This window comes from Campylobacter cuniculorum DSM 23162 = LMG 24588 (assembly GCF_002104335.1).
Lineage (GTDB): Bacteria > Campylobacterota > Campylobacteria > Campylobacterales > Campylobacteraceae > Campylobacter_D > Campylobacter_D cuniculorum.
In genome coordinates this window covers 691,701-713,921 of sequence record NZ_CP020867.1, presented here as the reverse complement: position 1 = coordinate 713,921, position 22,221 = coordinate 691,701, and the positions used below count along the sequence as shown (strand labels likewise).

22 protein-coding genes and 4 pseudogenes are annotated in these 22,221 nt (G+C 29.2%); 16 read left to right on the top strand and 10 right to left on the bottom strand.

All coding sequences use genetic code 11. The features are described 5' to 3' along the window. Nucleotides 1-294 precede the first annotated feature (294 nt). The 5 genes from CCUN_RS03630 to CCUN_RS03610 all read left to right on the top strand — a co-directional run bounded on the left by CCUN_RS03630 (nucleotide 295) and on the right by CCUN_RS03610 (nucleotide 5,166). A complete protein-coding gene (locus CCUN_RS03630) occupies nucleotides 295-1,887 on the top strand; it encodes a methyl-accepting chemotaxis protein (protein WP_027306207.1) in 1,593 nt (530 codons plus the stop codon). Between the two features lie 9 nt (nucleotides 1,888-1,896). Continuing rightward, nucleotides 1,897-2,334: an META domain-containing protein gene (locus CCUN_RS03625; protein ID WP_027306208.1), complete on the top strand. Its 438-nt coding sequence runs from the start codon at nucleotides 1,897-1,899 to the stop codon at nucleotides 2,332-2,334. A 98-nt stretch (nucleotides 2,335-2,432) separates the two neighbouring features. Next, nucleotides 2,433-3,410 (top strand): agmatine deiminase family protein, encoded by a 978-nt coding sequence (locus tag CCUN_RS03620; protein WP_027306209.1) that lies wholly within the window; start codon nucleotides 2,433-2,435, stop codon nucleotides 3,408-3,410. Next, entirely contained in the window at nucleotides 3,407-4,294 is an 888-nt protein-coding gene (locus CCUN_RS03615) for a cation diffusion facilitator family transporter (RefSeq protein ID WP_027306210.1), read from the top strand. Before CCUN_RS03620 ends, CCUN_RS03615 begins: the two co-directional genes overlap by 4 nt. Further along, entirely contained in the window at nucleotides 4,291-5,166 is an 876-nt protein-coding gene (locus CCUN_RS03610; protein WP_027306211.1) for an N-carbamoylputrescine amidohydrolase, read from the top strand. The genes CCUN_RS03615 and CCUN_RS03610 overlap by 4 nt, the downstream gene beginning before the upstream one ends. 726 nt (nucleotides 5,167-5,892) lie before the next feature. Here the strand turns inward: CCUN_RS03610 and CCUN_RS03605 are convergent. The 3 genes from CCUN_RS03605 to CCUN_RS03600 all read right to left on the bottom strand — a co-directional run bounded on the left by CCUN_RS03605 (nucleotide 5,893) and on the right by CCUN_RS03600 (nucleotide 8,454). Further along, nucleotides 5,893-6,078, bottom strand: a complete 186-nt coding sequence (locus CCUN_RS03605) for a hypothetical protein (protein WP_051521741.1) — start codon at nucleotides 6,076-6,078, stop codon at nucleotides 5,893-5,895. A 931-nt stretch (nucleotides 6,079-7,009) separates the two neighbouring features. Then, nucleotides 7,010-7,150, bottom strand: a complete 141-nt coding sequence (locus CCUN_RS09755; RefSeq protein WP_157258366.1) for a hypothetical protein — start codon at nucleotides 7,148-7,150, stop codon at nucleotides 7,010-7,012. Further along, on the bottom strand, nucleotides 7,147-8,454 hold the full coding sequence (locus CCUN_RS03600; protein ID WP_027306212.1) for an MFS transporter: 1,308 nt from the start codon (nucleotides 8,452-8,454) through the stop codon (nucleotides 7,147-7,149). Before CCUN_RS03600 ends, CCUN_RS09755 begins: the two co-directional genes overlap by 4 nt. 182 nt (nucleotides 8,455-8,636) lie before the next feature. Here CCUN_RS03600 and CCUN_RS03595 point away from each other — a divergent pair, with 182 nt between their 5' ends. The 5 genes and pseudogenes from CCUN_RS03595 to CCUN_RS03575 form a co-directional block, all read left to right on the top strand. Beyond that, nucleotides 8,637-9,122, top strand: a complete 486-nt coding sequence (locus CCUN_RS03595; protein ID WP_084483709.1) for a type IV secretion system protein — start codon at nucleotides 8,637-8,639, stop codon at nucleotides 9,120-9,122. Next, nucleotides 9,122-10,132, top strand: coding sequence for a TrbL/VirB6 family protein (locus CCUN_RS03590; protein ID WP_027306214.1), 1,011 nt, complete (start codon nucleotides 9,122-9,124; stop codon nucleotides 10,130-10,132). The genes CCUN_RS03595 and CCUN_RS03590 overlap by 1 nt, the downstream gene beginning before the upstream one ends. A 26-nt stretch (nucleotides 10,133-10,158) precedes the next feature. Continuing rightward, nucleotides 10,159-10,449, top strand: a complete 291-nt coding sequence (locus tag CCUN_RS09750; RefSeq protein WP_027306215.1) for a hypothetical protein — start codon at nucleotides 10,159-10,161, stop codon at nucleotides 10,447-10,449. A 99-nt stretch (nucleotides 10,450-10,548) separates the two neighbouring features. Then, nucleotides 10,549-11,208 carry a VirB8 family type IV secretion system protein gene (locus tag CCUN_RS03580; RefSeq protein ID WP_027306216.1) on the top strand — a complete coding sequence of 220 codons (660 nt, stop codon included), beginning with the start codon at nucleotides 10,549-10,551 and terminating at the stop codon, nucleotides 11,206-11,208. Next, nucleotides 11,205-11,927: pseudogene (locus CCUN_RS03575) on the top strand (TrbG/VirB9 family P-type conjugative transfer protein); the annotation flags it as partial. The gene CCUN_RS03580 and the pseudogene CCUN_RS03575, both read left to right, overlap by 4 nt. Here CCUN_RS03575 and CCUN_RS03570 read toward each other — a convergent pair. Further along, complete coding sequence (locus tag CCUN_RS03570) at nucleotides 11,885-12,262, bottom strand: hypothetical protein (RefSeq protein ID WP_027306217.1); 378 nt, start codon at nucleotides 12,260-12,262, stop codon at nucleotides 11,885-11,887. The pseudogene CCUN_RS03575 and the gene CCUN_RS03570 sit on opposite strands and share 43 nt — an antisense overlap. Before the next feature lie 322 nt (nucleotides 12,263-12,584). Here CCUN_RS03570 and CCUN_RS03565 point away from each other — a divergent pair, with 322 nt between their 5' ends. Together CCUN_RS03565 and CCUN_RS03560 are read left to right on the top strand one after the other, a co-directional pair. Beyond that, nucleotides 12,585-12,893 (top strand): hypothetical protein, encoded by a 309-nt coding sequence (locus tag CCUN_RS03565; protein WP_027306218.1) that lies wholly within the window; start codon nucleotides 12,585-12,587, stop codon nucleotides 12,891-12,893. Continuing rightward, nucleotides 12,871-13,001: pseudogene (locus tag CCUN_RS03560) on the top strand (type II toxin-antitoxin system HicB family antitoxin); the annotation flags it as partial. The gene CCUN_RS03565 and the pseudogene CCUN_RS03560, both read left to right, overlap by 23 nt. Before the next feature lie 477 nt (nucleotides 13,002-13,478). Here the strand turns inward: CCUN_RS03560 and CCUN_RS09745 are convergent. From CCUN_RS09745 to CCUN_RS03550, 3 genes are all read right to left on the bottom strand, one after another. Continuing rightward, nucleotides 13,479-13,625 (bottom strand): hypothetical protein, encoded by a 147-nt coding sequence (locus CCUN_RS09745; protein ID WP_157258369.1) that lies wholly within the window; start codon nucleotides 13,623-13,625, stop codon nucleotides 13,479-13,481. Nucleotides 13,626-13,730: 105 nt separating this feature from the next. Next, entirely contained in the window at nucleotides 13,731-13,934 is a 204-nt protein-coding gene (locus CCUN_RS03555) for a hypothetical protein (protein WP_027306219.1), read from the bottom strand. An 82-nt stretch (nucleotides 13,935-14,016) separates the two neighbouring features. After that, nucleotides 14,017-14,214: a plasmid mobilization protein gene (locus CCUN_RS03550; RefSeq protein ID WP_035175854.1), complete on the bottom strand. Its 198-nt coding sequence runs from the start codon at nucleotides 14,212-14,214 to the stop codon at nucleotides 14,017-14,019. 340 nt (nucleotides 14,215-14,554) lie between these two features. Between CCUN_RS03550 and CCUN_RS03545 the strand changes: the two are divergent. Both CCUN_RS03545 and CCUN_RS10035 read left to right on the top strand, forming a co-directional pair. Further along, a pseudogene (locus tag CCUN_RS03545) lies at nucleotides 14,555-14,769 on the top strand (IS1595 family transposase); the annotation flags it as partial. A gap of 10 nt (nucleotides 14,770-14,779) precedes the next feature. Next, nucleotides 14,780-15,565: pseudogene (locus tag CCUN_RS10035) on the top strand (DNA-methyltransferase). Nucleotides 15,566-16,704: 1,139 nt separating this feature from the next. Here the strand turns inward: CCUN_RS10035 and ppa are convergent. From ppa to aspS, 3 genes are all read right to left on the bottom strand, one after another. Then, the gene (gene ppa, locus CCUN_RS03530) at nucleotides 16,705-17,223 is read right to left on the bottom strand and encodes an inorganic diphosphatase (protein WP_027306221.1); all 519 of its coding nucleotides are present in this window, start codon (nucleotides 17,221-17,223) and stop codon (nucleotides 16,705-16,707) included. A 176-nt stretch (nucleotides 17,224-17,399) separates the two neighbouring features. Next, nucleotides 17,400-17,975, bottom strand: a complete 576-nt coding sequence (locus tag CCUN_RS03525; RefSeq protein ID WP_027306222.1) for an adenylate kinase — start codon at nucleotides 17,973-17,975, stop codon at nucleotides 17,400-17,402. Nucleotide 17,976: 1 nt separating this feature from the next. Continuing rightward, nucleotides 17,977-19,722 (bottom strand): aspartate--tRNA ligase, encoded by a 1,746-nt coding sequence (gene aspS / locus CCUN_RS03520; protein WP_027306223.1) that lies wholly within the window; start codon nucleotides 19,720-19,722, stop codon nucleotides 17,977-17,979. 86 nt (nucleotides 19,723-19,808) lie between these two features. Here aspS and CCUN_RS03515 point away from each other — a divergent pair, with 86 nt between their 5' ends. Then, on the top strand, nucleotides 19,809-20,669 hold the full coding sequence (locus CCUN_RS03515) for an NAD(+) kinase (protein ID WP_027306224.1): 861 nt from the start codon (nucleotides 19,809-19,811) through the stop codon (nucleotides 20,667-20,669). Beyond that, the gene (locus CCUN_RS03510) at nucleotides 20,670-22,193 is read left to right on the top strand and encodes a DNA repair protein RecN (RefSeq protein WP_027306225.1); all 1,524 of its coding nucleotides are present in this window, start codon (nucleotides 20,670-20,672) and stop codon (nucleotides 22,191-22,193) included. Nucleotides 22,194-22,221: the final 28 nt, after the last annotated feature.

Sequence of the window (22,221 nt, the reverse complement as noted above, 5' to 3'; positions counted from 1 at the left end):
ATCCATGTATGTTTAAAACTCATTTTTTTTATAATTTTTTTAAGTATTTTTCAAAGCAATAATATTAAAGTTTTTTATTTGTTTATATTTTTATAAAAATCAATATAAATTTTTGCTTATGTCTTTTTTAATTTTTTTATTTTTTATAATACAAATTGAGCTTTTCGCAGATTAAAGATAAAATTTTTAAATTTTATCAACAAAATAAAAATTTTAATGTAAATGATATTTTAACAAGATTTTAATAAAACAAAATATAAAATAAAGGCATTAAAAATTGTAAGGTAGGATTTTATGTTTAAGAGCATAGGATTTAAGGTTTCGGCAGTTGTATGTGGCGTTTTGCTTGTTAGCTTTGTAATCATTCAATTTATTATAAGCATAGATTTTAAAAATACAGCAGATAGAATGAGTAGAGCAAATTTAGATATGATAGGCACTTCAGTTTTTCAAACAATGAGAATGGCAATGAATTTAGGAGACAGAGAAAAAATTCATGGAGCTATTGATGATGCTAAGAAAATTGAAGGCATTAGTGATATTAATATTTATCCTTCTAAAGACACTATAGAACTTTTTGAGATTAAAGATGCTAAAATTTCAAACGATAAATTGATACTTGAACAATTTAATAAACCCGAATTTAAATCTTTTGAGGAACAAGTCAATGGAATCAACCATCTAAGATTAATACGTCCTTTAATTGCAGATGAAAGTTGCATTGCTTGCCACGCCACTGAAAAAATTGGGAATGTTATAGGTGTCATGGATGTTTATCATTCTTTAGAAAGCATAGAAAAGGATATTGCTAAGACGAGTCGCTCTTATATTATAATTTTTGCCTTAGCTTTAATTTTTACCTTAATCGTTGTGCTTTCTGTGCTCAAAATCGTGGTTGGAAATCCTATTGTAGAGCTTTTAAAACGTGCAAGAGAGCTTGCTAAAGGAAGTGGTAATTTGAAGGCTAGAATTTCCGTTAAAGGACGCGATGAAATAGCAAATGCTTGCAGTTATATCAATCAATTCATCGAAAAAACACAAAATGCGGTTAATTCTGTAACGACTAGCTCGAAAAATGTTGAAAATCAAACAGGTTTGCTCAATACAAGTGCCATTTCTTTAAATGAGGCGACAAAAGAAAGCCATCAAAAAATTGATGAAAGTTTTCAATTGAGTGCTGATGTGAGCAATGAATTAAGAGAACTTGCAGCACTTTCAGGCGATGCAAGCCATGCTAATGATAAATCTTATCAACTCCTTGATCAAATGCTTGATTCTTTATTTAGTGTAGCCCAAAAAGTTTCTAATGTTGCAGAAAATGAAAATGAACTTGCTAAAAAAGTTGAAAATATGATGAATCAAGCAAATAATATCCAAAAAGCTACAGAAATGATTAGTGAAATTGCAGATAAAACTAATCTTCTTTCTTTAAATGCAGGGATTGAAGCGGCTCGTGCAGGCACTTATGGCAGAGGATTTTCAGTTATTGCAGAAGATGTAAGAAATTTGGCTCAAAGCAGCGAAGAATTTTTAGCTAGTGTCGTTAAAATCGTCAAAGAACTTCTTGAAAGCATCAATGATGTCAGCAAAGAACTAAAAAAGAATGCTGAAAATGTTAATTCTTTAAACACTAACACTACTTCTTTGGTTGATGGTGCTAATGAAGTTAAAATTTGCAATCAAGAAGCTAAAAACCTTGCAATTCAATGCACACAAAAAATAAAAAATTCTCAAGAAAACATACAAAATTTATTGATGTGTATGGAAGAAAATGTTAAAGTCAGTGAAAAAAATGAAACAATTTCTAAAGTTTTACTTCAAATTGTAGATGAGTTAAAAATAGTATGTCATAATCTTGAAGGAGAGCTTAGTAAATTTGAAATTTAAGGAGAAAAGATGAAAACGCTTTATTTACTGCCTTTAATGTTTTTTTTATATTTTTTCACGGCTTGTTCTTCAAATGCTGATGAAGCAAATGGGCAAGAAAATTTGATTTTAAAAGAAAATCAAATTCTAAATATAGAAAAAATCAGCATAAATGGCAAAATTTATGATGCAAAAAGTGCAGAATCGAAACCAAATATCAATTTTGGTGCAGATAAATTTTATGGTTATTCAGGTTGTAATCGTTTTTTTGGTTCTTATCAAAAAAATTCTAAGAGTATGAGTATAGAAGATCAAAGTGTAGCTTCTACACAAATGCTTTGTCATCCTTTAGAAGTCATGGAATTTGAACACTTATTTCTCACAAATTTACAAGGAAATTTTAAAATTTCATACGAAAATGATAAACTTATCCTTGACAATGGCACAATGAAAATATTTTTTGAATAATTTTGCTCTAAATTTTTTAGGGCAAAAATTCATCAAATCTCTTGACAAAAATATAAAAAATACTTACAATTAGATTTTATTATCAAAAAGGCATTTAAATGATAAAATCTATAGCTGAATGGAGTGAGCAAGAATACCTACTTCTTGCATTGCCACACGAAAAAACAGATTGGAAGCCCTATTTGGATGAAATTTTAGAAGCTTATAAGAATCTCATTGAGCTTGTAAGTTCTTTTCAAAAAGTCTTGCTTATTGCTCCAAATGAAAAAGATTTTAAACCCTTTTCACATTTTAAAAATGTGGATTTTTTTCAATGTCCTACAAATGATACTTGGATACGAGATTTTGGAGCGATTGAAGTGTATGAAAATGGCAAAATTAAAGCTCTTGATTTTACTTTTAATGCTTGGGGAAATAAATTTGAAAGCTCACTCGATAATGCGGTAAATTCTAAGCTTTTTAAAGATAAATTAAAACAAAATTTACAAAAAATTGACTTGGTTTTAGAAGGGGGAAGTATCGATTTTAATGGAAAAGGAACTATGCTAACAAGTGCGTATTGTTTATTAAATTCTAATCGCAATCCTCATCTGAATAAAACCGAACTCGAAAAGAAACTCAAAAATATTTTTGGTTTAAATGAAATTTTATGGCTTGAAAATGGCTTTATAAAAGGCGATGATACAGACCATCATATCGATACTTTAGCACGTTTTATCGATGAAGAAACCATAGCCTTTTGCGTTTGCGACGATAAAGAAGATGAGCATTTTAAACCCTTAGCCCTAATGAAAGAAGAGCTTGAAAAAACGCATTTTAAACTTGTAGAACTTCCCTTGCCCAAAGCCTTATTTTACAAAAATCAAAGACTTGGGGCAAGTTATGCAAATTTTGTTTTTATCAATCAAGCTCTCATTGTGCCTTTTTATGGTGATAAAAACGATGAAATTGTTAAAAACAGACTTCAAAATGCTTTGCCTAACCGAGAAGTTATAGGCATAGATGCAAGAGTATTTTTAAGGCAAAATGGTTCAATCCATTGTTCTTGTCAAAATCTTTTTAAGGATTTAAAATGAATTTAGAAAAAAAAGCTGCTATCACTGCAAGTATTTGTGCATTTTTCTTAGCTCTGGTTAAATTTATTGTAGGAATTTTAAGCGGTTCTGTGGCTGTGCTTTCAAGTGCAATCGATTCTATGATGGATTTTGCTCTTTCAGCGTTTAATTTTTTAGCTCTTAAAAAATCCTCTCAAAAACCTAATGAAAACTATAATTTTGGCTTTAGTAAGATTGAAGCTCTTATGGGCGTTTTAGAAGGCTCTTTTATCGCGGGTATAGGAATTTTTATTTTTTATCAAAGTATTTTAAAAATCTATCACAAAGAGGAAATTTCTGATTTAAATTTAGGCATTTTTGTGATGATTTTTGCTTTATTTGTTACTTTTTTTCTCGTTGTTTTTCTTAATTTTGTTGCTAAAAAAACCAAAAGTTTGATTATAGAAAGTGATTGTTTGCATTATAAGAATGATTTTTTAACAAATTTTTGTGCCTTAATCACTTTGATTTTAATCCACTTTACAAATTTTCATATCATTGATGCAATTTTTGGCATCATCATCAGTGTCTATACAACTTTTAGTGCATTTAAAATCATCAAAAAAGCCCTATCTTTTCTAATGGACGCAGCCCTTGAGGAGCATAAAGTAAAAAAAATTTGTGAAATCATTAAAAAAAATCAAGAAATTATAAGTTTTCATGAGCTAAAAACTCGCAAGGCTCCTAATATCAACTATCTTAGTGTGCATTTAGTTTTTTGTCCTATAATTTCTTTATTTAATGCCCATCAAATTTCAGACCATATTGAAGAAAATATTAGAAAAACTTTTGATGATGAAAAATGGGACATACAAATTCATCTTGATCCTTATGATGATCAAGATGCAGAAAAGGAAAGACAATGAAACTTGCTTTAATACAACAAAAATTTCATGGAACCAAAGAAAAAACTATAGCTAAAACTTGTAAATTCATAGAAGAAGCAGCTATAAAAGGAGCAAAACTCGTTTGTTTGGGTGAGCTTCATCAAAGTGAGTATTTTTGTCAAAGTGAAAATGTGGATTTTTTTAATCTTGCAGAGGATTATGAAAAAGATGTCAAATTTTGGTCTAAAATTGCAAAAAAACATCAAGTGGTTTTAATCACTTCTTTGTTTGAAAAGCGAAGTGCTGGACTTTATCATAATAGTGCTGTGGTTTTTGAAAAAGATGGTAGTATAGCAGGAAAATACCGAAAAATGCATATTCCTGATGATCCTTGTTTTTATGAAAAATTTTATTTCACTCCCGGAGATTTAGGTTTTAATCCTATATCTACAAGCGTTGGAAAACTTGGAGTGTTGATTTGTTGGGATCAGTGGTATCCTGAAGCAGCAAGAATTATGGCTTTAAAAGGGGCAGAAATTTTGATTTATCCTACGGCTATAGGTTGGTTTGATAAGGATAAAAAAGATGAAAAACAAAGACAGCTTGAAGCTTGGATTGCTATACAAAGAGGACATGCTATCGCAAATACCTTGCCTGTAGTAACAATCAACCGCGTGGGCTTTGAAAAAGATAAAAGTGGGATGGAAAAAGGTATAAGATTTTGGGGAAATTCCTTTGTTTTTGGTGCTCAAGGTGAAGAAATTTTTAGGGCAAACAGCAAAGATGAATTCTGTAAAATTATCGAGCTTGATTTGAAAAAATGTGAAGAATTGCGTCGTTGGTGGCCCTTTTTACGAGATAGACGCATAGAATATTTTGGAGATTTAAGCAAGAGATTTATTGATGAATGAATGTTATAAAAACAATATCAATCAAAAATTTATTTTAATAAAAAATCAATTAATTTTTCAAGATTAGTGATAAATAAATATCTTATTTCAATCCTATTAAGCTTATTGATGAAAATTAATAGAAAATTTAAAAATTTTTAATTTATAAAACTTATATAAAAAATCAATAACAAATATAAATTTGGTTTTATTATAAAAATTATAAATAAATATAGTAATTAAATAAATCTCTTTTGAGAATGTTTTCAAAGCAAAGCGGAAAATTTTTAAATATTTGTGCCATTTTGGGTATTGCTCGTTTTTAGGATATAATCAAGCTTTAAAGGACGCTTAAGTTTAAAACAAAAAAAGTATAGATGAAAAAACTTATAAGAGCGAGTCAAGAAAATTAAATTTTTAGATTTATTTTTATTTGGAAATAAATTAAATGTATTCAACTTAGATTTTTTGATTTTAAAAAATGGATAGAATATTATAAAAATAAACTCATTTTAACGTAGGTTAAAAGTGATATTTCTTTTATAGACTTAGCTTTTTGGAGACTTTGAACTTGCATAAATTGGCTTTAATCAGTATTTTTTATCTTTATTCTCATTAAAAATTGCATTGATTTGACAGCTTAAATCTTTACAAAAACAAGCTTTAAACGCGTTTTTTATGGAAAGGCTTATTATTAGCTTCAAGTTTTTTGCGTTTAAAGGGCTTTGAAAGCTGTTTAAAAAGCTTTCAATCTTTAAGCATTTTTTGACATTCTTTGATATGTTTCACTAAGGCATCAAATTTCACACTTTTTTCATAAAAGTTTAAAAAATTTTCAACCCAGCCCGGCACTTTTTGCGTTTGTCCCCAGTTTAAAACAGAATTATGATGTAAATCGCAAAGCCGCGAAAAATCCTTAAAACTCAAATCCAAAGCTTTAAAGCCTCTTTGTTAATTCTTCATAAGTCATTGTTTCTCCCTTGTGATTTTAAACACAATTAAAGCTAATAATAAAAGCTCTAAAATATCCAAAAAAAATTCTAAAACCGCACTCATTTATGCTATAATATTAAAAAGATGAGTAAGGAGGCTTTCACACCTCCTTTTTTTAAGCCAGAAGCTTAAAAATTTTTATGATTAAGTAAATAAGAAACACTAACCTAATCAAAAAGTCTATAAAACTCATCTTTTTAATGTCTCCTTTCTTTTAATCTCATACTTTTTTAAAGTATCGGTAAAACATATTTTTACTATTTTGTCAAGTTTTTATAATAAATAATGATATTTTTTAAATAAATTAACACAATTTTAACAAGAGTCTTAAGAGTATTTACCTTGTAAAAACAAGGCTTAATATTTTAATGATTAAAAAAACAAAGAATTTAAAACAAAAAATTTTAACTCGTCAAAATTTTTAATTAAATTTAATTAAAAATGTTTAATAAGATAAAAAAAGTATTTATTTTTTACTGATAAATATATGAAGAATATTGATATGCTCTAGTAAAGCTTTTTAACCTATACTTCTGGGACTCTTATAAGATTTAAGCACAATAACACTTTATTTTTGGGTGTATTTTATAGCAGATATAAAATCCTACCGGCTATTATTAAAATGATTTAAGAGTTAGACTCTAAATTTATAAATTATTTTGCTTAAGATTTTTTGGATTTATTGTTTTTTCTATAAGCAGCACCCGGGACATTTTTATCAAAGGGTTCGCAATTATAAATATAAATTCGATATAAATAATTCTTTATTTATTCTAACGTTTTCTACTATATAAATAGAATCTTGTAAAGGATTATCTAAAGGATTTGAATTGAGTGTTTCATTCTTTGCTAGAGTGAAAGAATTTTGAGTTTAGATTCCACTTAATTTTGTAACATTATCTTTTATCATAGCATGAACAAATTTGACTTGATTATTCTCTTTTGAGTCTTTACTCTTAGAAAGTATAGAACTATAAGCAGATGATGAACTATCATTGATACCAAAAATCACTTAATTTTTTGCAATTTATTTTCTAATTCTTCTTTATTAGTGAGTTTGCTATCAAATTTAATCACTAAGTTTTTCGAGTTTTTATAAATATCAATGACACCTAAATTTTGAGCAAAATCATTCAAATTAATAGGAGTGTCTAAAGATAAATAGAAATTCTTAAAATCAAAAGGATTTTTAAGGAAAAAAAGAGCAATAAGCCATAATAAACTTAAAATGATTAAAATACAGGCTAAAAGCTCTAATTTATCAAGATGCAAAAAAAAACCCCCAATCATACCTCCTAAGAAGCTTCCTCCATAACCAAAAGCATTGAAAATTCCAAGTGCAGCCCCTTTTTCATTCACCTTGCAAAATTTTGATGCACAGCTTTGCATAATGGGTTCATGCAAATTAAAACCGATAAAAAATATCACAACCGCTAAAATAAAAATATCAAGAGAATGAGCCAAAACAAAAATCGCGTAAGATAAGATAAAAAATCCCACCCCGCAAAGTAAAATCTGTTTTGCCAAACCCCTTTTTTCTCCTAAACTTCCTGCAAAACCCATTGCAATAAAACCTGCAATCATAGAAAGGGTATAAACAATCCAAAGCTTATCATTAGAATAATTAAAATGAGAAACCAAAATAATGGGTATGCTTAAAAAAGCTATACTCATAAGCATTTTTTGCATAAAATTAGTTAAATTCATTAGGGCTAAATTTTTTTGTTTTAAAAGATGAAATAAAGGAGTTTTGGTATTTTCGTGTGTGATTTGAGTTTCTTTAGGGACAATAGTATAGAGTAAAATGATGCAAAATAAGCTTAAAATCGCACTCAAATCAAAAAGACTCGATAGTCCCCATTTTGCACTCATTAAAGGAGAAATAACCATAGAAGCCGCAAAGGAAAGTCCTATGAAAGAACCCATTATCGCCATAGCCTTAGAGCGATTTTCTTCGCGGATAAAATCGCTAATCATTGCAGTAGCCACAGCTCCTATTGCACCACTGCCTTGTAAAATACGACCCAAAAGCATGGTATAAATGTCTTGAGCAAAAGAACAAATTCCACAGCCTATTATGAAAATAATCAATCCTATGAGCATAGTTTTTTTGCGCCCCATTTTATCGCTTAAAATTCCAAAAGGAATTTGCAAAACCATTTGAGCTAAAGCATAAACGCCGACTAAAAGTCCTACTAAAAATTCATTTGCATTTTTTAATTCTAAAGCATAAAGACTTAAAACCGGCAACACAATAAAAAGTCCAAAAAATCTTGTTCCAACGATAAAAGATAGAGGCAAAACATCTTTCAACATTTTAAATTTCCCCGTTTTTTAAAATCGGAGATAATTTTACTATGATTTGCGTTAATGTAAGATAAGAAAGCTTAAAGTTTTTCTGCAAATTATAAAAATTAAGATTGAAAAATTTGTTATTTAATATTGAAATATTAAAACTCGTTTTACATTGAATTTAGAATTTAAGAGATTTTAGACAAATTTATAATGATTTTGGTCGAGCCTATGAAAACATACAGGATTTTAACAATAAAGTCTTAGAAGACCCACAATCCTTTATTACAGATAAAATTGGAGAAACCTATAAAAAATATACTCTATTTGATAGATGTGAAAAAATAGAAAGCACCCAAATAAAAACAGCTTGCATGGTGGATATGATAACCTATGTAGCACAGGAGCAATCAATACAAGACCATCAAAAAAATTTAAATGAAGTCAGTAAAACAATTGCAGAACTTGACACAAAACTTAGAAATTCAAAAGATATTAAAGAATCACAAGACATTGCTAACGCCCTTGCTTCTGAAAGTTTAAAGATACAGATGATTCAAGCAAGTATTGAAGCAGATAATAAAATTTTTGAACTTAAAAGAAGGGAAAAAGAAGAACAATTAGAACAAATGCACTCTCAAAGAATTAATAATTTTGAATATGTGCCTATACCTATACAAAAGGGTCAATAATGCAGATATTTCAACAAATAGGTGAATTTATTGAATATGCCTTAAATATAATTTCAAATGCCTCTTTAAATGAAAAATTTATACAACTTCAAAGCTTAATGAGTCTTTTATTAGTTTTAAGCATTATGTATAAGGGCTATCAAACTATAGCAGGAAGAAATCAAGACCCCATTAGGGATATTATTTGGGATATTGCAAGAAAAATGTTTATTTTAACTTTTATTTTAAATGTCAATGGTTGGCTCAATTTAAGTATTGACGCTTTAAAAGGACTCTATGAATGGGCGGGTGGAGGAATGGAATTTTATACACAGCTTGACACTTTAACAGATGAGTTTATAAAAGCGGTTTCAAAATATTGGAATAGTGTTTCAGGTTTATCTTTCAAAATTGTTTTTTGTGTTTTTGTCATCTTTTTCTTATTTCTCTCTTTTTTAGCCGTCATCATTCCTTTTGCTTTTATGATTATTAATGCTTCTATCACAAACACTTTATTGATTATTTCTTTACCTTTAGCCTTATTTTGTTTTATGTATGAAGCGACAAGACAAGCTTTTAATCAATGGCTTAATATGTTTATTTCAAACATCTTTTTGCTTTTATTTATGGGGACAATTACAGACTTCTTTATAGAAAATTATTCTAAGATTTATAATTTTGGAGAAGGGGAAAATGAATTTATTATCATTGTTAAATGCATGTTCTGGTCTTCAGTGATGATTACTATCATTCAAGTCATTAAAACTTTAGCTTCAAATTTAGCTCAAGTTTCTCTTGATAGTGCGGCGTCTTCAGGTATGGGACGTGCGATGGGAATGATAGGTTCATCAAGTAAATTAGCTTGGGGAGGAACTAAAGGGGTAACAAATAATGCACTTAAGGCTTCTATCGGTGCAAAAAGTGGCGGATTTTTAAAAGCGGGTGCTAAAGGAGGCTTAGCTGGATTAGCGGGTTATGGAGCTAAAAAAGTCGTTAAAAGCCTTTTTTCTTCAGCAAGAAATAAACAATAATTCGCATAAAAATTTAAGGAGAAAAAATGGATTCTAAAAATCAAATTATCGTTAAAATTTCGGCATTGAAGTGCATTATTAAGGAACTTGAAGATTTCATATTATATAAGCTTGATTCTGCTCAAGATAAAGAAATTACAGAACTTAGAACAAAATTGTGCAACTTAGAATTGGAAAATGCAACATTAAAAAAAGAGCTTAGAGAATATGAAATTTTTATTAATTGTTCAGAACTCGATAATTTTAATCCAACTAATTTTCAAAAAGGAAATAATAATGAAGATGATTCAGATGATTTTAATAGCAATTCTTATTAGTGCTTGCTCTACAAAGAAAAATAACAATTATGATGAGTTTTTCAGTGATAAAGGCGAATGGATACCTGTTAATTCACAAAAAAATATAGAGGAAAAAGAATGAATGTCTATAAACAAGGTATGGATTTTGAAGCAAGTGTCAAATTTCTTGTTGAACAAAGTAATAAAAGGGCATGGTTGATTGCTTTTATAAGTATAGCTTTGGCATTTTTAAGTATTTTGGCTGTGCTTTTACTCACTCCCTTAAAAACAGTAGAGCCTTATGTGATTCGTGTTGATAACACCACAGGAATGGTAGATATTCTAACAATTATGGATGAAAAGGAAATTACTCAAAATGAAGCTTTAGACAAACATTTCATTAGTCAATATGTTAAAGCTAGGGAGGGGTATTATTTTGATATGTTGAATCAAGATTATATTTTCGTGCAATTACTCTCAAGCCCAGAAGTTGCGGAAAATTACCGAGCAATTTATTCAGGAGAAAACTCTAGAGAAGCCAAATTAGGAAATTCTACGAGGGTTGAAGTGGGTATTTTAAGTATTGTTTTAGGGAACTCAAATGGAGTAAAAACAGCTACCATTAGAACTAACTTAAGAACAATTAATAAAAACTCACAAGAAGAAAGAATTTCAACAAAAGTCATTACACTTTCTTATGAATATCAACTTTCACAGACAGATGAAAAAAATCGTTTAGAGAATCCTCTAGGATTCAAAGTTTTAAATTATAGAGTCGATGAGGAGATAAAAAGATGAAAAATCTTAAAAGATTAATAATGTTATTTTGTTTATTTGGAGTTTCTTACGGATTGCAAATACCACAAACAAGTAGATATGATAAGAAAATCACTTATGCGGTTTTTAACGCCCATGATGTTTTCAAAATTTCTGCCGAAAATGGCTATGTTACGGTCATAGAATTTGGTAAAGATGAAAGAGTGGTTAATGTTTCAACAGGATTTAATGAGGGATGGGAGCTTATTGATAGAGGCAATCTTTTATTCATTAAACCAAAGGCTTACACCACAAAATATATTCAAAATGAAAATCCAGAAGAACAAAATGCTATCAGTGAAATTATTGTTGATCCAACGCCAAATCAATGGAAAACAAACCTCATTGTAACAACTAATCTTAATATGTATGTTTTTGAACTCACTTTAAATTCAAAACAGAAAATTTATAAGCTCTCTTTTACTTATCCACAAAAAGAGTTAGAAAACATACAAAAACTTCAAGCAGAACTTCAAAAACAAATTGAAGAAGATAAGTTAGATACTTCTCTTAACAGAGTTTCAATACCTAGAAATTGGGATTTTTATATGAAAGTCAATAAAGGCAGTGAAGACATTACACCTAATTTTGCCTATGATGATGGAGTTTTTACTTATTTAGGATTTGATAACACAAAAACTTTTCCTGCGGTCTTTGCTTATGAACTTGGTAAAGAAAGCATTTTAAACACACATATTAAAATCACATAATAAAAAAATCCATTTTCATTGTCCTTAGAATCTCTAATGAGTTCTTTGATTGTTTCGTTATGTATATGTTTTTCTATGTTTTCATTTGAAACAAGTTCTATGCCATATAATTTTTCATAAGGAGTATTGCATATAATATAATCCTCTTTGATATAATCGATTTGAAATAAAGAATTAGAATGATATTCTACAAAAAGATTGTATAAAGGTTGAGCAATTTTATCTAAAAAACAATTTGAAAGACTTGCACTTGAATCTTTCTTTTTGTATCCAAAATAAGTTCCCATTAGAGCTAATCCCCCTAAGGTTAATAGAGATAAATTCATTTGATTATCCTTTCAAATTTATATTTGTTTGAATTTTTTGTTTGATGTGTTTGATTATTTTCTTGTGTAGAATTTACATCTTTTGTTTTGTAATATTCTTTAACTAAAGGATTTTTAAATTCCATTCTTTCCTTAAGATTTCTATCAGAGTAAAATGTTATAATGATTTCATCAAAGGGGGATAGTGGCGGGATGAGACCCTCCCCTTTGATTTTATCAGTTGCTACTCTAATCTAATACCCTTATCATTTTCCCATTCAAATAGTTTTGCTGATTTGTTTCCTTCAATATCAATAAAAGGTTCATTAAAAGAAAAAATGAAATGACAGAGGAGAGAGCAAGAGAAATCTCTCAAAAAGTGATGAAAGAAAAAAGACAAGTCCATGATTTATCTTCTGATAATGAAATATTAGATGATGAGAATTTGCATAAGGGTATCAGTAAAGATGTGGCTGATTTTTTAAAACTCTATGATGAAAATAGCGAAGAGGCCTTTAAAGAATTTAAAGCTATGATAGATGAAGCGGAGGAATTATTTAAAGACATTATAGAACCTAGCGAGGAAGATATACAATGGGCTTTAAAGGCTTTAGAAAAAAAGGACTTAAATGTTGTTAAATGTTATTATTGAAAAAGATAAACATGGATATTTTGCTTGTATTTTAGAGCTTGAGGGCTGTGTTTACAGGGCAATACTTATGAAGAGGCTTTAAATAATATAAAAGAAGCAGGAGAGCTAAAATTTGTGAAATTTTATGGATAAAAATAAAAGAAGAATTTGATTATGAAATAAAAGATAATTTATTGTCAATTGTTTTAAATAATTCCTCTATTGATAGAGAGCTTTTTGAAAAACTCAAAAACACTTATTGTGAGTAAAGACAATTTTGAAATCATAAAAAAGAAAATAAAAGAGAATATTATAAAATAAATACCCCCGCTCTAAGTCGGGGAGGTTACTTAACTAAAAGTAAGCCATTCTTCAGCCAAGTTTTACACTTAGGAAGTCAAACAAGATAATTCTAACCAAACTATCTTAAAAATTTCATAAATATCATTAAAAAATTTAAGAAATTTTATAATCTAAAGGGAAGAAATAAAAACAACCCGCATGACTGCAAAATTTTGATAGCAAAATATATTTCACAAAGCAAAAAAAGAATAAGCATAATAAAAAAAGATACCCTAAGAAGCCCTTGCTTTGTTATTTCATCTTTTAAATCCTCTGTAAAATCTGCAGTTTTTGAAGTAACACCATTACATTATGTGTTGGCGGAGTCATTCCTCTTTGAATGATTTCTTGTTTTTCTTCCTTTTCTTTAAGGACTTTTTCTAAGATTTCTCTTACTTTTTTCTCTGTCATTTTATTCCTCCTTTTTTACAAATCCTTTTGAATTTTAGCAAGTGTAATGATAACAGCCAAACAAGCTCCTAAAAAGCATATTGTTGTGATAATTAAAGCAACCATTTAATCCTCCTTAGCAATTTTCTTTGTTAATTTTAAGAAAAAAATTAACAGCACAATAATAAAAATAAAAAGTAAAGCCGCAACGCTAGACACTATAATAATTTTTGTCGTCGTAAAATCCTCATAATGAATGAATGTATAGCCTAAAACACCAAATAAAGCTGTAAGAAAACTTATTAATAAAGCTTTATACAATTCAACCATTAATTTTTAATTCATCTTTTTTACTCATAAAATTTTTACCCTTTTATATTATATATTCTTTTCACAAAACATCACCTAAATCCTAATCAAAAATTTTCATTCTAAAATATTCTGACAGACTCAAATGCCTTTGTTCAGCCTTAGCATTAAGTTCTTTAAGCTCTTCTTCTGTGCAATAAAAAGAATAAACCTTGTCTCTTTTTCCTTGCGTTTTTTTAGTCCTGCCCTTTGTCTTTTTCTCCACACTCATATCTTTGAAATGATTTTTTAAAACACTCATTTTTAATCCTTTCTTTATTATTTTAAAAACATTAATCAATTCTATTAAAAATATGATTAACAATCCTTTAAATCATTTATAACCATTTTTATACCATTGATTAAGTTATGTTTTGCGTTTTAACTCCTTAAATCAAAGATTTTATTTTTCCCGCAAATTCTCCTCCTTAATATCAAAACAATAATCAATGAATTTCTCCTCGTTCCTTTCAAAATCCTTATAGAATTTTTCTTTCTCCTCCACAAAATCAAACAAGGCTTTAGCACATTTCTCCCAAGCCTGTGCTAAATCTCCTTTATGAAAATCAAAAATATTAAATTTTTTAATCTATCAACAGCTACCAAGCAGATTAAAAACGATGATAACCTATAACTTTAAAGGCGTTGCTACAAAGTATCTTAATAACTATCTTGTTTACTATAATTTCATAAATTTTGCGAAAGAAACAATACAAAATAAAGAGCGGATACTACTAAATCACATAATTAATACTAATTGCATAAGTAAATCATTGATATAGCAAATAGATCTGCTGTGCCGTTATTGGTTGCATAAAAGATAAAAAATGAGTAGAGTATTAAAATTAGATAGTAATAAAAACTACTCATTTTATAATATAGATGCTATCAGCTTTATGAAAAATCATCTAAAAAGTAATAGCATTGATTTAATAATAGCAGACCCACCATACTTTGAGATATGTGGAGAGTTTGATTTTGGTAAATTTAAAGATGTTAAAGAGTATCTTGCTTGGTCTAAAATATGGTTACTTGAAGCAAAAAGAGTGTTAAAGGATAGTGGAACTCTTATTTTATGGGGTGGCGTAGGACATAAACCATTAACATCTGCTAGACTTGCAATAATGATAGAGGATGAAAAATTTTTTAACATTAAAAACTGGGTTACGCAGCTTAATACTCGTGGTATAGGAGCAAAAACAAACTACATGTCAGCAAGAGAGGATTTTTTATTTCTTACAAAAAGTTAAAACTACACGTTTAATATCCCTTATACTGATGAAAAATCTACAAGAAAAGATTTAGGTGCAAATGGCAAACCTAGAACAAATACTCATAAAAGAGTTTCTAATGTATGGTGTGATATAACAGAGGCTAGTCAGTCAAGCATTGAACGTTGTTTTCACCCCACAGTAAAGGCTCAAAAGTTATGTGATAGACTAATAAAAGCCCACTCAAATGAGAACGATTTAGTTTTTATACCTTTTGCAGGAAGTGGTAGCGAAATTATTTCTGCCATTAAAAACAATAGGCAAGTAATAGGATGCGAATTAGATAAAAGCTACTATACACAAGCTATTGATAGAATTGATAGTTTTATTGCTAATATTTAACATAAGGAGTTAAAAGATAACTTCACAAGATATTATCTTGTATAAAAATGTTTCTTGCCCCAGTGAGTTACTAGAACAAATCAAAATAATTGCAGCACATACACAAAATACTTGGGAATCATAGCCGATATAATAAAAGATACCACAATAGGTAAAATTGCGGAGTATGCATTAAAAGAACATATAGTTAGGTATTCTGATTATGCTATTTTAGATTACGATGATTTTAGAGTCAATAACTAAAAAAACACGCTCCACTAGATTGCATAGTATTTAAAAAGCAAAACACTAATCTACAATCAGTAATAAGTGCTATAAATTTAGATGCTACAAATAATCCAAATGGAGCAATAAACGAAAACACAAAGGAACTTTTAAAAAATGCTAGAATATTTACAATGGAGATAAAATCCACAAGGATTACTGACAGACATAAGAAAAATAGCATAGTGGATTATGGAGCTATTTTAAATGATGACTTTTTAGCATATCCAAAAATTTTATAGAAAAGTGCCTAGCAGTATTGAAATAAATAATTGGCAACAATATCTTAACTATTGCATAAGTAATAACCGAATACAATTTAATACTAATTTGATTACCTTACAAGAAATTGAATTAAAATATATATGATTTTTATGCTAGGGTTTATGTAGAGCAAACTGATAGTAATTTGTTTAATATTCATATAATGGGTTACATAACAAAGCAAAATTTTATTAAAAACTCTACAATAAAACGTATGCCACAACATGGTAAATCAGAACAAGCATTATATATAGCAACTGTAATTAAAAATGGAACCGGGCTTAGGAAGTAATATATAATTAATAATATATTTTAACAGAGCCAATTTTTAATAACTTTTCTTTAACTTAAGAATTTATAATTTAAAGAAATAATTAAAACTTATATAATAAAGAGATGAAAAATATAAAAAGAGAGATAAAAAAACAGCATGTTTTATAAACATTTTAAAATTTCATTAAGATTGTTTGTTAAAGAATTATTTTTTCTCTTTTATAATCCTTAATAAAAACTAAAGAGCATTATTCTTTAAAATAAAACCAAGAAAGCTTAGGATAGAAAGTATAAATTATAAACGATGAAAAGCAAAGACTTTCATCGTTTAATTTGAGTTACTTATAGTTTTTAATACCTTTTTCTAAAATTTCTATTGCAGCGTTTTGGTCTTTAAAATCTTGCACTTTAACCCATTTATCTGGCTCTAACATCTTATAAGTTTCAAAGAAATTTTTAATTTTATTCAAAGTCGCTTGCGGTAAATCGGTGTAACTTTTTATATTATCATATCTTGCGTCAATCTTAGTATGTGGCACAGCTAAAAGTTTTTCATCTATTCCACTCTCATCTTCCATTATCAAAACCCCAATCAAACGGCAAGGAAATACAGATTTAGGTTCAACAGGATATTCAGTTAAAACTAAAATATCTATAGGATCACCATCTTGTCCCAAAGTATTAGGGATAAAACCATAATTTGCTGGATAAAACATTGCACTTGCAACGATACGATTAACAAAAACTGCACCACTTTCTTTATCCAGCTCGTATTTAACATTTGAACCATAAGGAATTTCAATCACTGCGTTAATTTTATTTGGAATTTCTCCGATTTTTATCTTTGATACATCCATCATTTCTCCTTTTTTATATAATATTTTTTAATGAGATTGACTATTTCTTTAGCACTATTATCAAGAGTGCTTTTAAAATCTCCACCAAACCATCCCATTATTAGTTTAGTTTCTGTTTCAAAACTTCCAGCATTTTAATATTGGTAATGATACTTTTTTCATTAATTTTTTATCTTTCATTGATTTTCAATTTCTTTGATAAGATTTTTCATATCTTCTACTATAGGTTCAATCGCTCTTTCACCATTGATCACAAAATGAAGTTCTTTTTTTTGATAAAAATCCAAAATTTCACTTAAAGGTTCAAGATAGACTTTCATTCTATTGTAAAACACCTCTTCATTATCATCGGCCCCTCTGGCTCTACCTAAAATTCTTTCTTTTGCTACCTCTTCGCTCACACGTACTTCAAACACTCCTTTAAGTGTAACTTCGCTTTGATGTTTAAGAATCTTGTCAAATTCTACCATCTGTTCCACACTTCTTGGATAGCCATCGATGATTATGATTTTTGTCTTAGCACTTTTAAGAGCTGAAATAATAGCATGAATGACTATATCTATGGGCACTAATTTTCCCTTAGAAATAAAACTATCAATTCTTTGTCCGAGCTCAGTTCCGCTTGCAACTTCTTCTCTGAGCAAATCTCCGGTTGAATAATGGGAAATATTTTCATCCGACTTTGCAATCAAACTTGCATCCGTAGTCTTTCCACTACCCGGAGCACCTATAATTAAAAACAATTGTTTCATTTTAATTCTCCCTTAATTTAATTCCAAGCTCTCTTAAGGCTTCACTGCTTGGTGCTGAAGGTGCTTGAGTCATCAGACATTGTGCTTTTTGAGTTTTTGGAAAGGCTATCACTTCTCTTATGCTATTTGCTTTACTTAGCAACATAATAAGCCTGTCAAGCCCTATTGCAATCCCTCCGTGTGGCGGTGCTCCAAAACTCAAAGCATCAAGCAAGAAGTCAAACTTTTCTTTTTGTTCATTTTCATCAATATTTAAAAGCTTAAACACTTTTTGTTGAATTTCATGTTTATGAATTCTTATACTTCCACCTCCTAATTCTACACCATTTAACACAATATCATAGGCTATAGAGCTAATATCCTCTATCTCTTTTTCATCAATATTTTTTGGCATAGTAAAAGGATGGTGCATGGCTGAATGAGTTCCCTCTTCATTTTCCTCAAACATCGGAAAATCAACAATCCACACAAATTCTAACGCATCAGGATTAATGAGTTTAAGCTCTTGAGCTAAGAAAATTCTAAAGCGTCCCATATAATCAAGTACAATTTTTTTAGACCCCGCACCAAAAAATACCACATCACCAACTTCTAAAGCACATCTTTTGCTAAGCTCATCCAAATCCTCTTGAGTAAAGAATTTACAAAGAGGACCCTTAAGTCCCTCCTCTTTAACTTGAATGAAAGCCAGGCCTTGTGCTCCAAATTTACGCACAAATTCTTCAAATCTTTGCATTTGCCTTTTTGAAAAAATTGTATCCCCTTTTGGGACTTTTAAAGCCTTGATGCGATTTTTCTTTGTATCTTTAGCAATATTTGCAAAAATTTCATTATTACTTCTTGCAAAAATATCTATCACATCAATGAGTTTTAAATCAAATCTCAAATCAGGCTTATCACAACCATAATGCTCCATTGCTTCCTTATAAGACATTTGACGCAAAGGCGTATTGATTTCTTTGCCGCAGGCTTTAAAAATATCCCTTAAAAAAATTTCAGCCACTTCAATCACATCTTTTTGCTCACAAAAACTCATTTCAACATCAATTTGTGTGAATTCAGGTTGTCTATCAGCTCTTAAATCTTCATCTCTAAAGCATTTTGCGATTTGAAAATAACGTTCAAAACCCGCACACATTAAGAGTTGTTTAAAGAGTTGAGGACTTTGCGGAAGAGCGTAAAATTCACCTCTATGCACACGAGAAGGCACGAGATAATCCCTTGCTCCTTCAGGAGTTGCCTTTGTAAGAATGGGCGTTTCTACTTCTAAAAAACCCATATTAACAAGAGAAGTTCTTGCTGCCATACAGACTTTAGAACGCAAGGCAAAATTTTCATAAAGCTTAGGATTTCTTAAATCCAAAAAACGATATTTTAAACGCAATTCTTCATTAACACTTTCATCGCCTATTATAAAAGGGGGCACTGCACTTTCATTTTCTATGATTAAATTTGAAACAACGACTTCGATTTCTCCGGTTTTTAACTTAGAATTAACAAGTTCTTCTCCACGCGGACGAATTTTACCCTCAACAATCAAAACAAATTCATTTCTTATTTTAGAAGCTTTTTCATGGGCTTTTTCATTATCTTGTGGGTCGCATACAAGCTGGATAATCCCACTTCTATCTCTTAAATCAATAAAAATGACACCTCCGTGGTCGCGGTAGCTATTGACCCAACCACAAAGTTTCACAATTTGCCCAACATTGCTAAGATTTAAGTCTGTATTATAATGACTCCTCAATGCTTTTCCTTTGTTAGAAAAATATTTTTAACTCAAATTGTAACTTTTTTATTCTTTTACTTAGCTAAGATTTGCTATAATTTTTTATGCAAAATAAATTAGACTATAAAAATATACGAAAAATCGGGCTTGTAACAAAACCAAATTCAAATTTCGATGCAGAAATTTTAGAGATAAAACAAAGTTTAGAGCAAAGAGGTATAGAACTTTTGCTCTTAAAACAAAGCTCTAAAGCATTAAAACTTAAAAGTTATGATTTGGACGAACTTTTTAAACAGAGTGATTTTTTGATTTCTTTAGGAGGAGATGGAACTTTAATCTCACTTTGTCGAAAAGCTTATGAATATGATAAAGCACTTTTGGGTATTAATGCAGGAAGACTTGGTTTTTTAACTGATTTTAAGGTTGAAGGTGCAAAACAATTTTTTGATGAATTTTTCTGCGGAAAATTTAGAATTGAAAAACCTTTTATGCTTGATCTTATGCTAGAGACACAAGAAGATAAAATCATTTATAAAAATGCTTTTAATGATGTGGTTTTTTACAGAAAACATTCTCAATCAATGGCTCATATAGAAGTGTATCGCAATGATAAAATGTTCAATCAATACTTTGGGGATGGGCTCATTATTTCTTCTCCTGCAGGTTCTACGGCTTATAATTTGAGTGCAAATGGTCCTATTGTTTATACCTTAGCTGAAGTTTTTATTTTAACTCCGGTTTGTTCGCATTCTTTGACTCAAAGACCCATTGTTTTACCGCGAGGTTTTGAGCTTGAAGTCAGAGCGAGCGAGTGTATTTTTTGCATAGATGGACAAGAAAATTTTAATATGAATGATTTTAAAAGTGTAAAAGTGGCTTTAAGTGATAAAAGTGTGGCTTTAATCCACCCTAAAAATAGAGATTATTTTCAAATTTTAAAAGAAAAACTAGGTTGGGGAAATTAAATGATTCATAGAATTTTAATCAAAGAAAATTTAGGTTTTAAACAGAGTGAGCTTTATATCAAGCCCGGTCTTGTGGTTTTTACAGGATTAAGCGGTGCGGGAAAATCCATACTTTTTAAGGCGATTTTATCTGCCTTTGCTTTGAGTGAAAGCGAAGCAAAATTTGTTGAAATAGAACTTGATGACAAGCTGGATTTAGAAAGCTTTGGCATAGAAAGCGAAGATGAAAATATTTTTAAGCTTCTCAAGGAAAAAAATACAAAATATTTTATCAATAATCAGAGTATCAGTAAAAAAAGTTTGCAAATTTTAAGTAAGAGTTTCATCAAATATCTGGGTTCTAAAGAAAACAATGAATTCAGCAATGAAAAATTTTTAACGCTCCTCGATACTTTAGAACTTCAAAAAAATCCTAATTTTAAGGAATTTAAAACAGAATTTCAAAAGAATTTTCAAGAATTTAATCAAGCCTTTGATGCATTAAAAAAGATTTTAGAAGAAGAAAAAAAAATAGAAGAATTAAAAGAACTTGCGAATTCTCAAATTGAAAAGATTGCATCAATCAATCCTAAAATCGGTGAATACGAAGAGCTTTTAAATCTTAAAAAAAAGCTTTCAAAAAAAGATAAATTAGAACAAGCTTGGAGTAAAGCGGAGGCGATTTTTGAACTTGAAAGTGCGGTTATAAACGCTTTAAATTTGAGTGAAGTGGATTCGAGTTTTTTTTCAGAATGCATTAATGAGTTAAGAATCATTGCTCAAAATCAAAAATTTGACACAATTGAAATGGATATTGAAAAAATGCTTGATAGAATCGAAAATCTATCCTATCTTATTAAACGTTATGAGAGCATAGAAAAGTCTTTAGAGGTTTTAGAGCAAAAGAAAAAAGAATTACAACATTATGAAAATTTGAGTTTTGAGAAAAAAAATCTTGAAAAAAAAGTGCAAAATTTAGAGCAAAATTTAGAACAAAAAGCTGAAATTTTAACCCAAACACGGATAAAAAATTTACAGAATTTACAGAATTTACTCAATGATTATTTGAAAAATCTTTACATGAAAGATGTCAAGCTTGAATTAGAACAAAATGAGAAAATTTCAGCATTTGGTAAAGATGAGTTAAAATTAAGCATTGAAAATACGCATTTAAAAAATCTAAGTTCGGGTGAGCTTAATCGCTTAAGACTTGCTTTGATTGCGACAGAATGTAAGGTTTTAAACGCAGGAAAAGGTATAATTTTTCTTGATGAAATTGATGCAAATTTGAGTGGAAAAGAAGCGATGAGTATTGCAAAAGTTTTAAATGAGCTTTCAAATTTTTACCAAATTTTTGCTATCTCTCATTTGCCACAACTCTCTTCTAAAGCACACAATCATTTTTTAGTCGAAAAAACAAAAGAACAAAGCAGAGTAAGAAATTTAGAAAAAGAAGAGCGCATTAAAGAACTTGCAAGAATGGTCAGCGGAGAGCTTGTCAGTGAAGAAGCCTTAGAATTTGCTAAAACTTTACTCAAGAATTAAGCTAATTATAGATTTAATTATGTTAAAA

What these genes read in the sequence shown, in the direction of transcription:
- CCUN_RS03630 (WP_027306207.1), top strand. Translation starts at nt 295, where the DNA reads ATGTTTAAGAGCATAGGATTTAAGGTTTCGGCAGTTGTATGTGGCGTT.
- CCUN_RS03625 (WP_027306208.1), top strand. Translation starts at nt 1,897, where the DNA reads ATGAAAACGCTTTATTTACTGCCTTTAATGTTTTTTTTATATTTTTTC.
- CCUN_RS03620 (WP_027306209.1), top strand. Translation starts at nt 2,433, where the DNA reads ATGATAAAATCTATAGCTGAATGGAGTGAGCAAGAATACCTACTTCTT.
- CCUN_RS03615 (WP_027306210.1), top strand. Translation starts at nt 3,407, where the DNA reads ATGAATTTAGAAAAAAAAGCTGCTATCACTGCAAGTATTTGTGCATTT.
- CCUN_RS03610 (WP_027306211.1), top strand. Translation starts at nt 4,291, where the DNA reads ATGAAACTTGCTTTAATACAACAAAAATTTCATGGAACCAAAGAAAAA.
- CCUN_RS03600 (WP_027306212.1), bottom strand. Translation starts at nt 8,454, where the DNA reads ATGTTGAAAGATGTTTTGCCTCTATCTTTTATCGTTGGAACAAGATTT.
- CCUN_RS03590 (WP_027306214.1), top strand. Translation starts at nt 9,122, where the DNA reads ATGCAGATATTTCAACAAATAGGTGAATTTATTGAATATGCCTTAAAT.
- CCUN_RS09750 (WP_027306215.1), top strand. Translation starts at nt 10,159, where the DNA reads ATGGATTCTAAAAATCAAATTATCGTTAAAATTTCGGCATTGAAGTGC.
- CCUN_RS03580 (WP_027306216.1), top strand. Translation starts at nt 10,549, where the DNA reads ATGAATGTCTATAAACAAGGTATGGATTTTGAAGCAAGTGTCAAATTT.
- CCUN_RS03570 (WP_027306217.1), bottom strand. Translation starts at nt 12,262, where the DNA reads ATGAATTTATCTCTATTAACCTTAGGGGGATTAGCTCTAATGGGAACT.
- CCUN_RS03565 (WP_027306218.1), top strand. Translation starts at nt 12,585, where the DNA reads ATGACAGAGGAGAGAGCAAGAGAAATCTCTCAAAAAGTGATGAAAGAA.
- CCUN_RS09745 (WP_157258369.1), bottom strand. Translation starts at nt 13,625, where the DNA reads ATGACAGAGAAAAAAGTAAGAGAAATCTTAGAAAAAGTCCTTAAAGAA.
- CCUN_RS03555 (WP_027306219.1), bottom strand. Translation starts at nt 13,934, where the DNA reads ATGGTTGAATTGTATAAAGCTTTATTAATAAGTTTTCTTACAGCTTTA.
- CCUN_RS03550 (WP_035175854.1), bottom strand. Translation starts at nt 14,214, where the DNA reads ATGAGTGTTTTAAAAAATCATTTCAAAGATATGAGTGTGGAGAAAAAG.
- ppa (WP_027306221.1), bottom strand. Translation starts at nt 17,223, where the DNA reads ATGGATGTATCAAAGATAAAAATCGGAGAAATTCCAAATAAAATTAAC.
- CCUN_RS03525 (WP_027306222.1), bottom strand. Translation starts at nt 17,975, where the DNA reads ATGAAACAATTGTTTTTAATTATAGGTGCTCCGGGTAGTGGAAAGACT.
- CCUN_RS03515 (WP_027306224.1), top strand. Translation starts at nt 19,809, where the DNA reads ATGCAAAATAAATTAGACTATAAAAATATACGAAAAATCGGGCTTGTA.
- CCUN_RS03510 (WP_027306225.1), top strand. Translation starts at nt 20,670, where the DNA reads ATGATTCATAGAATTTTAATCAAAGAAAATTTAGGTTTTAAACAGAGT.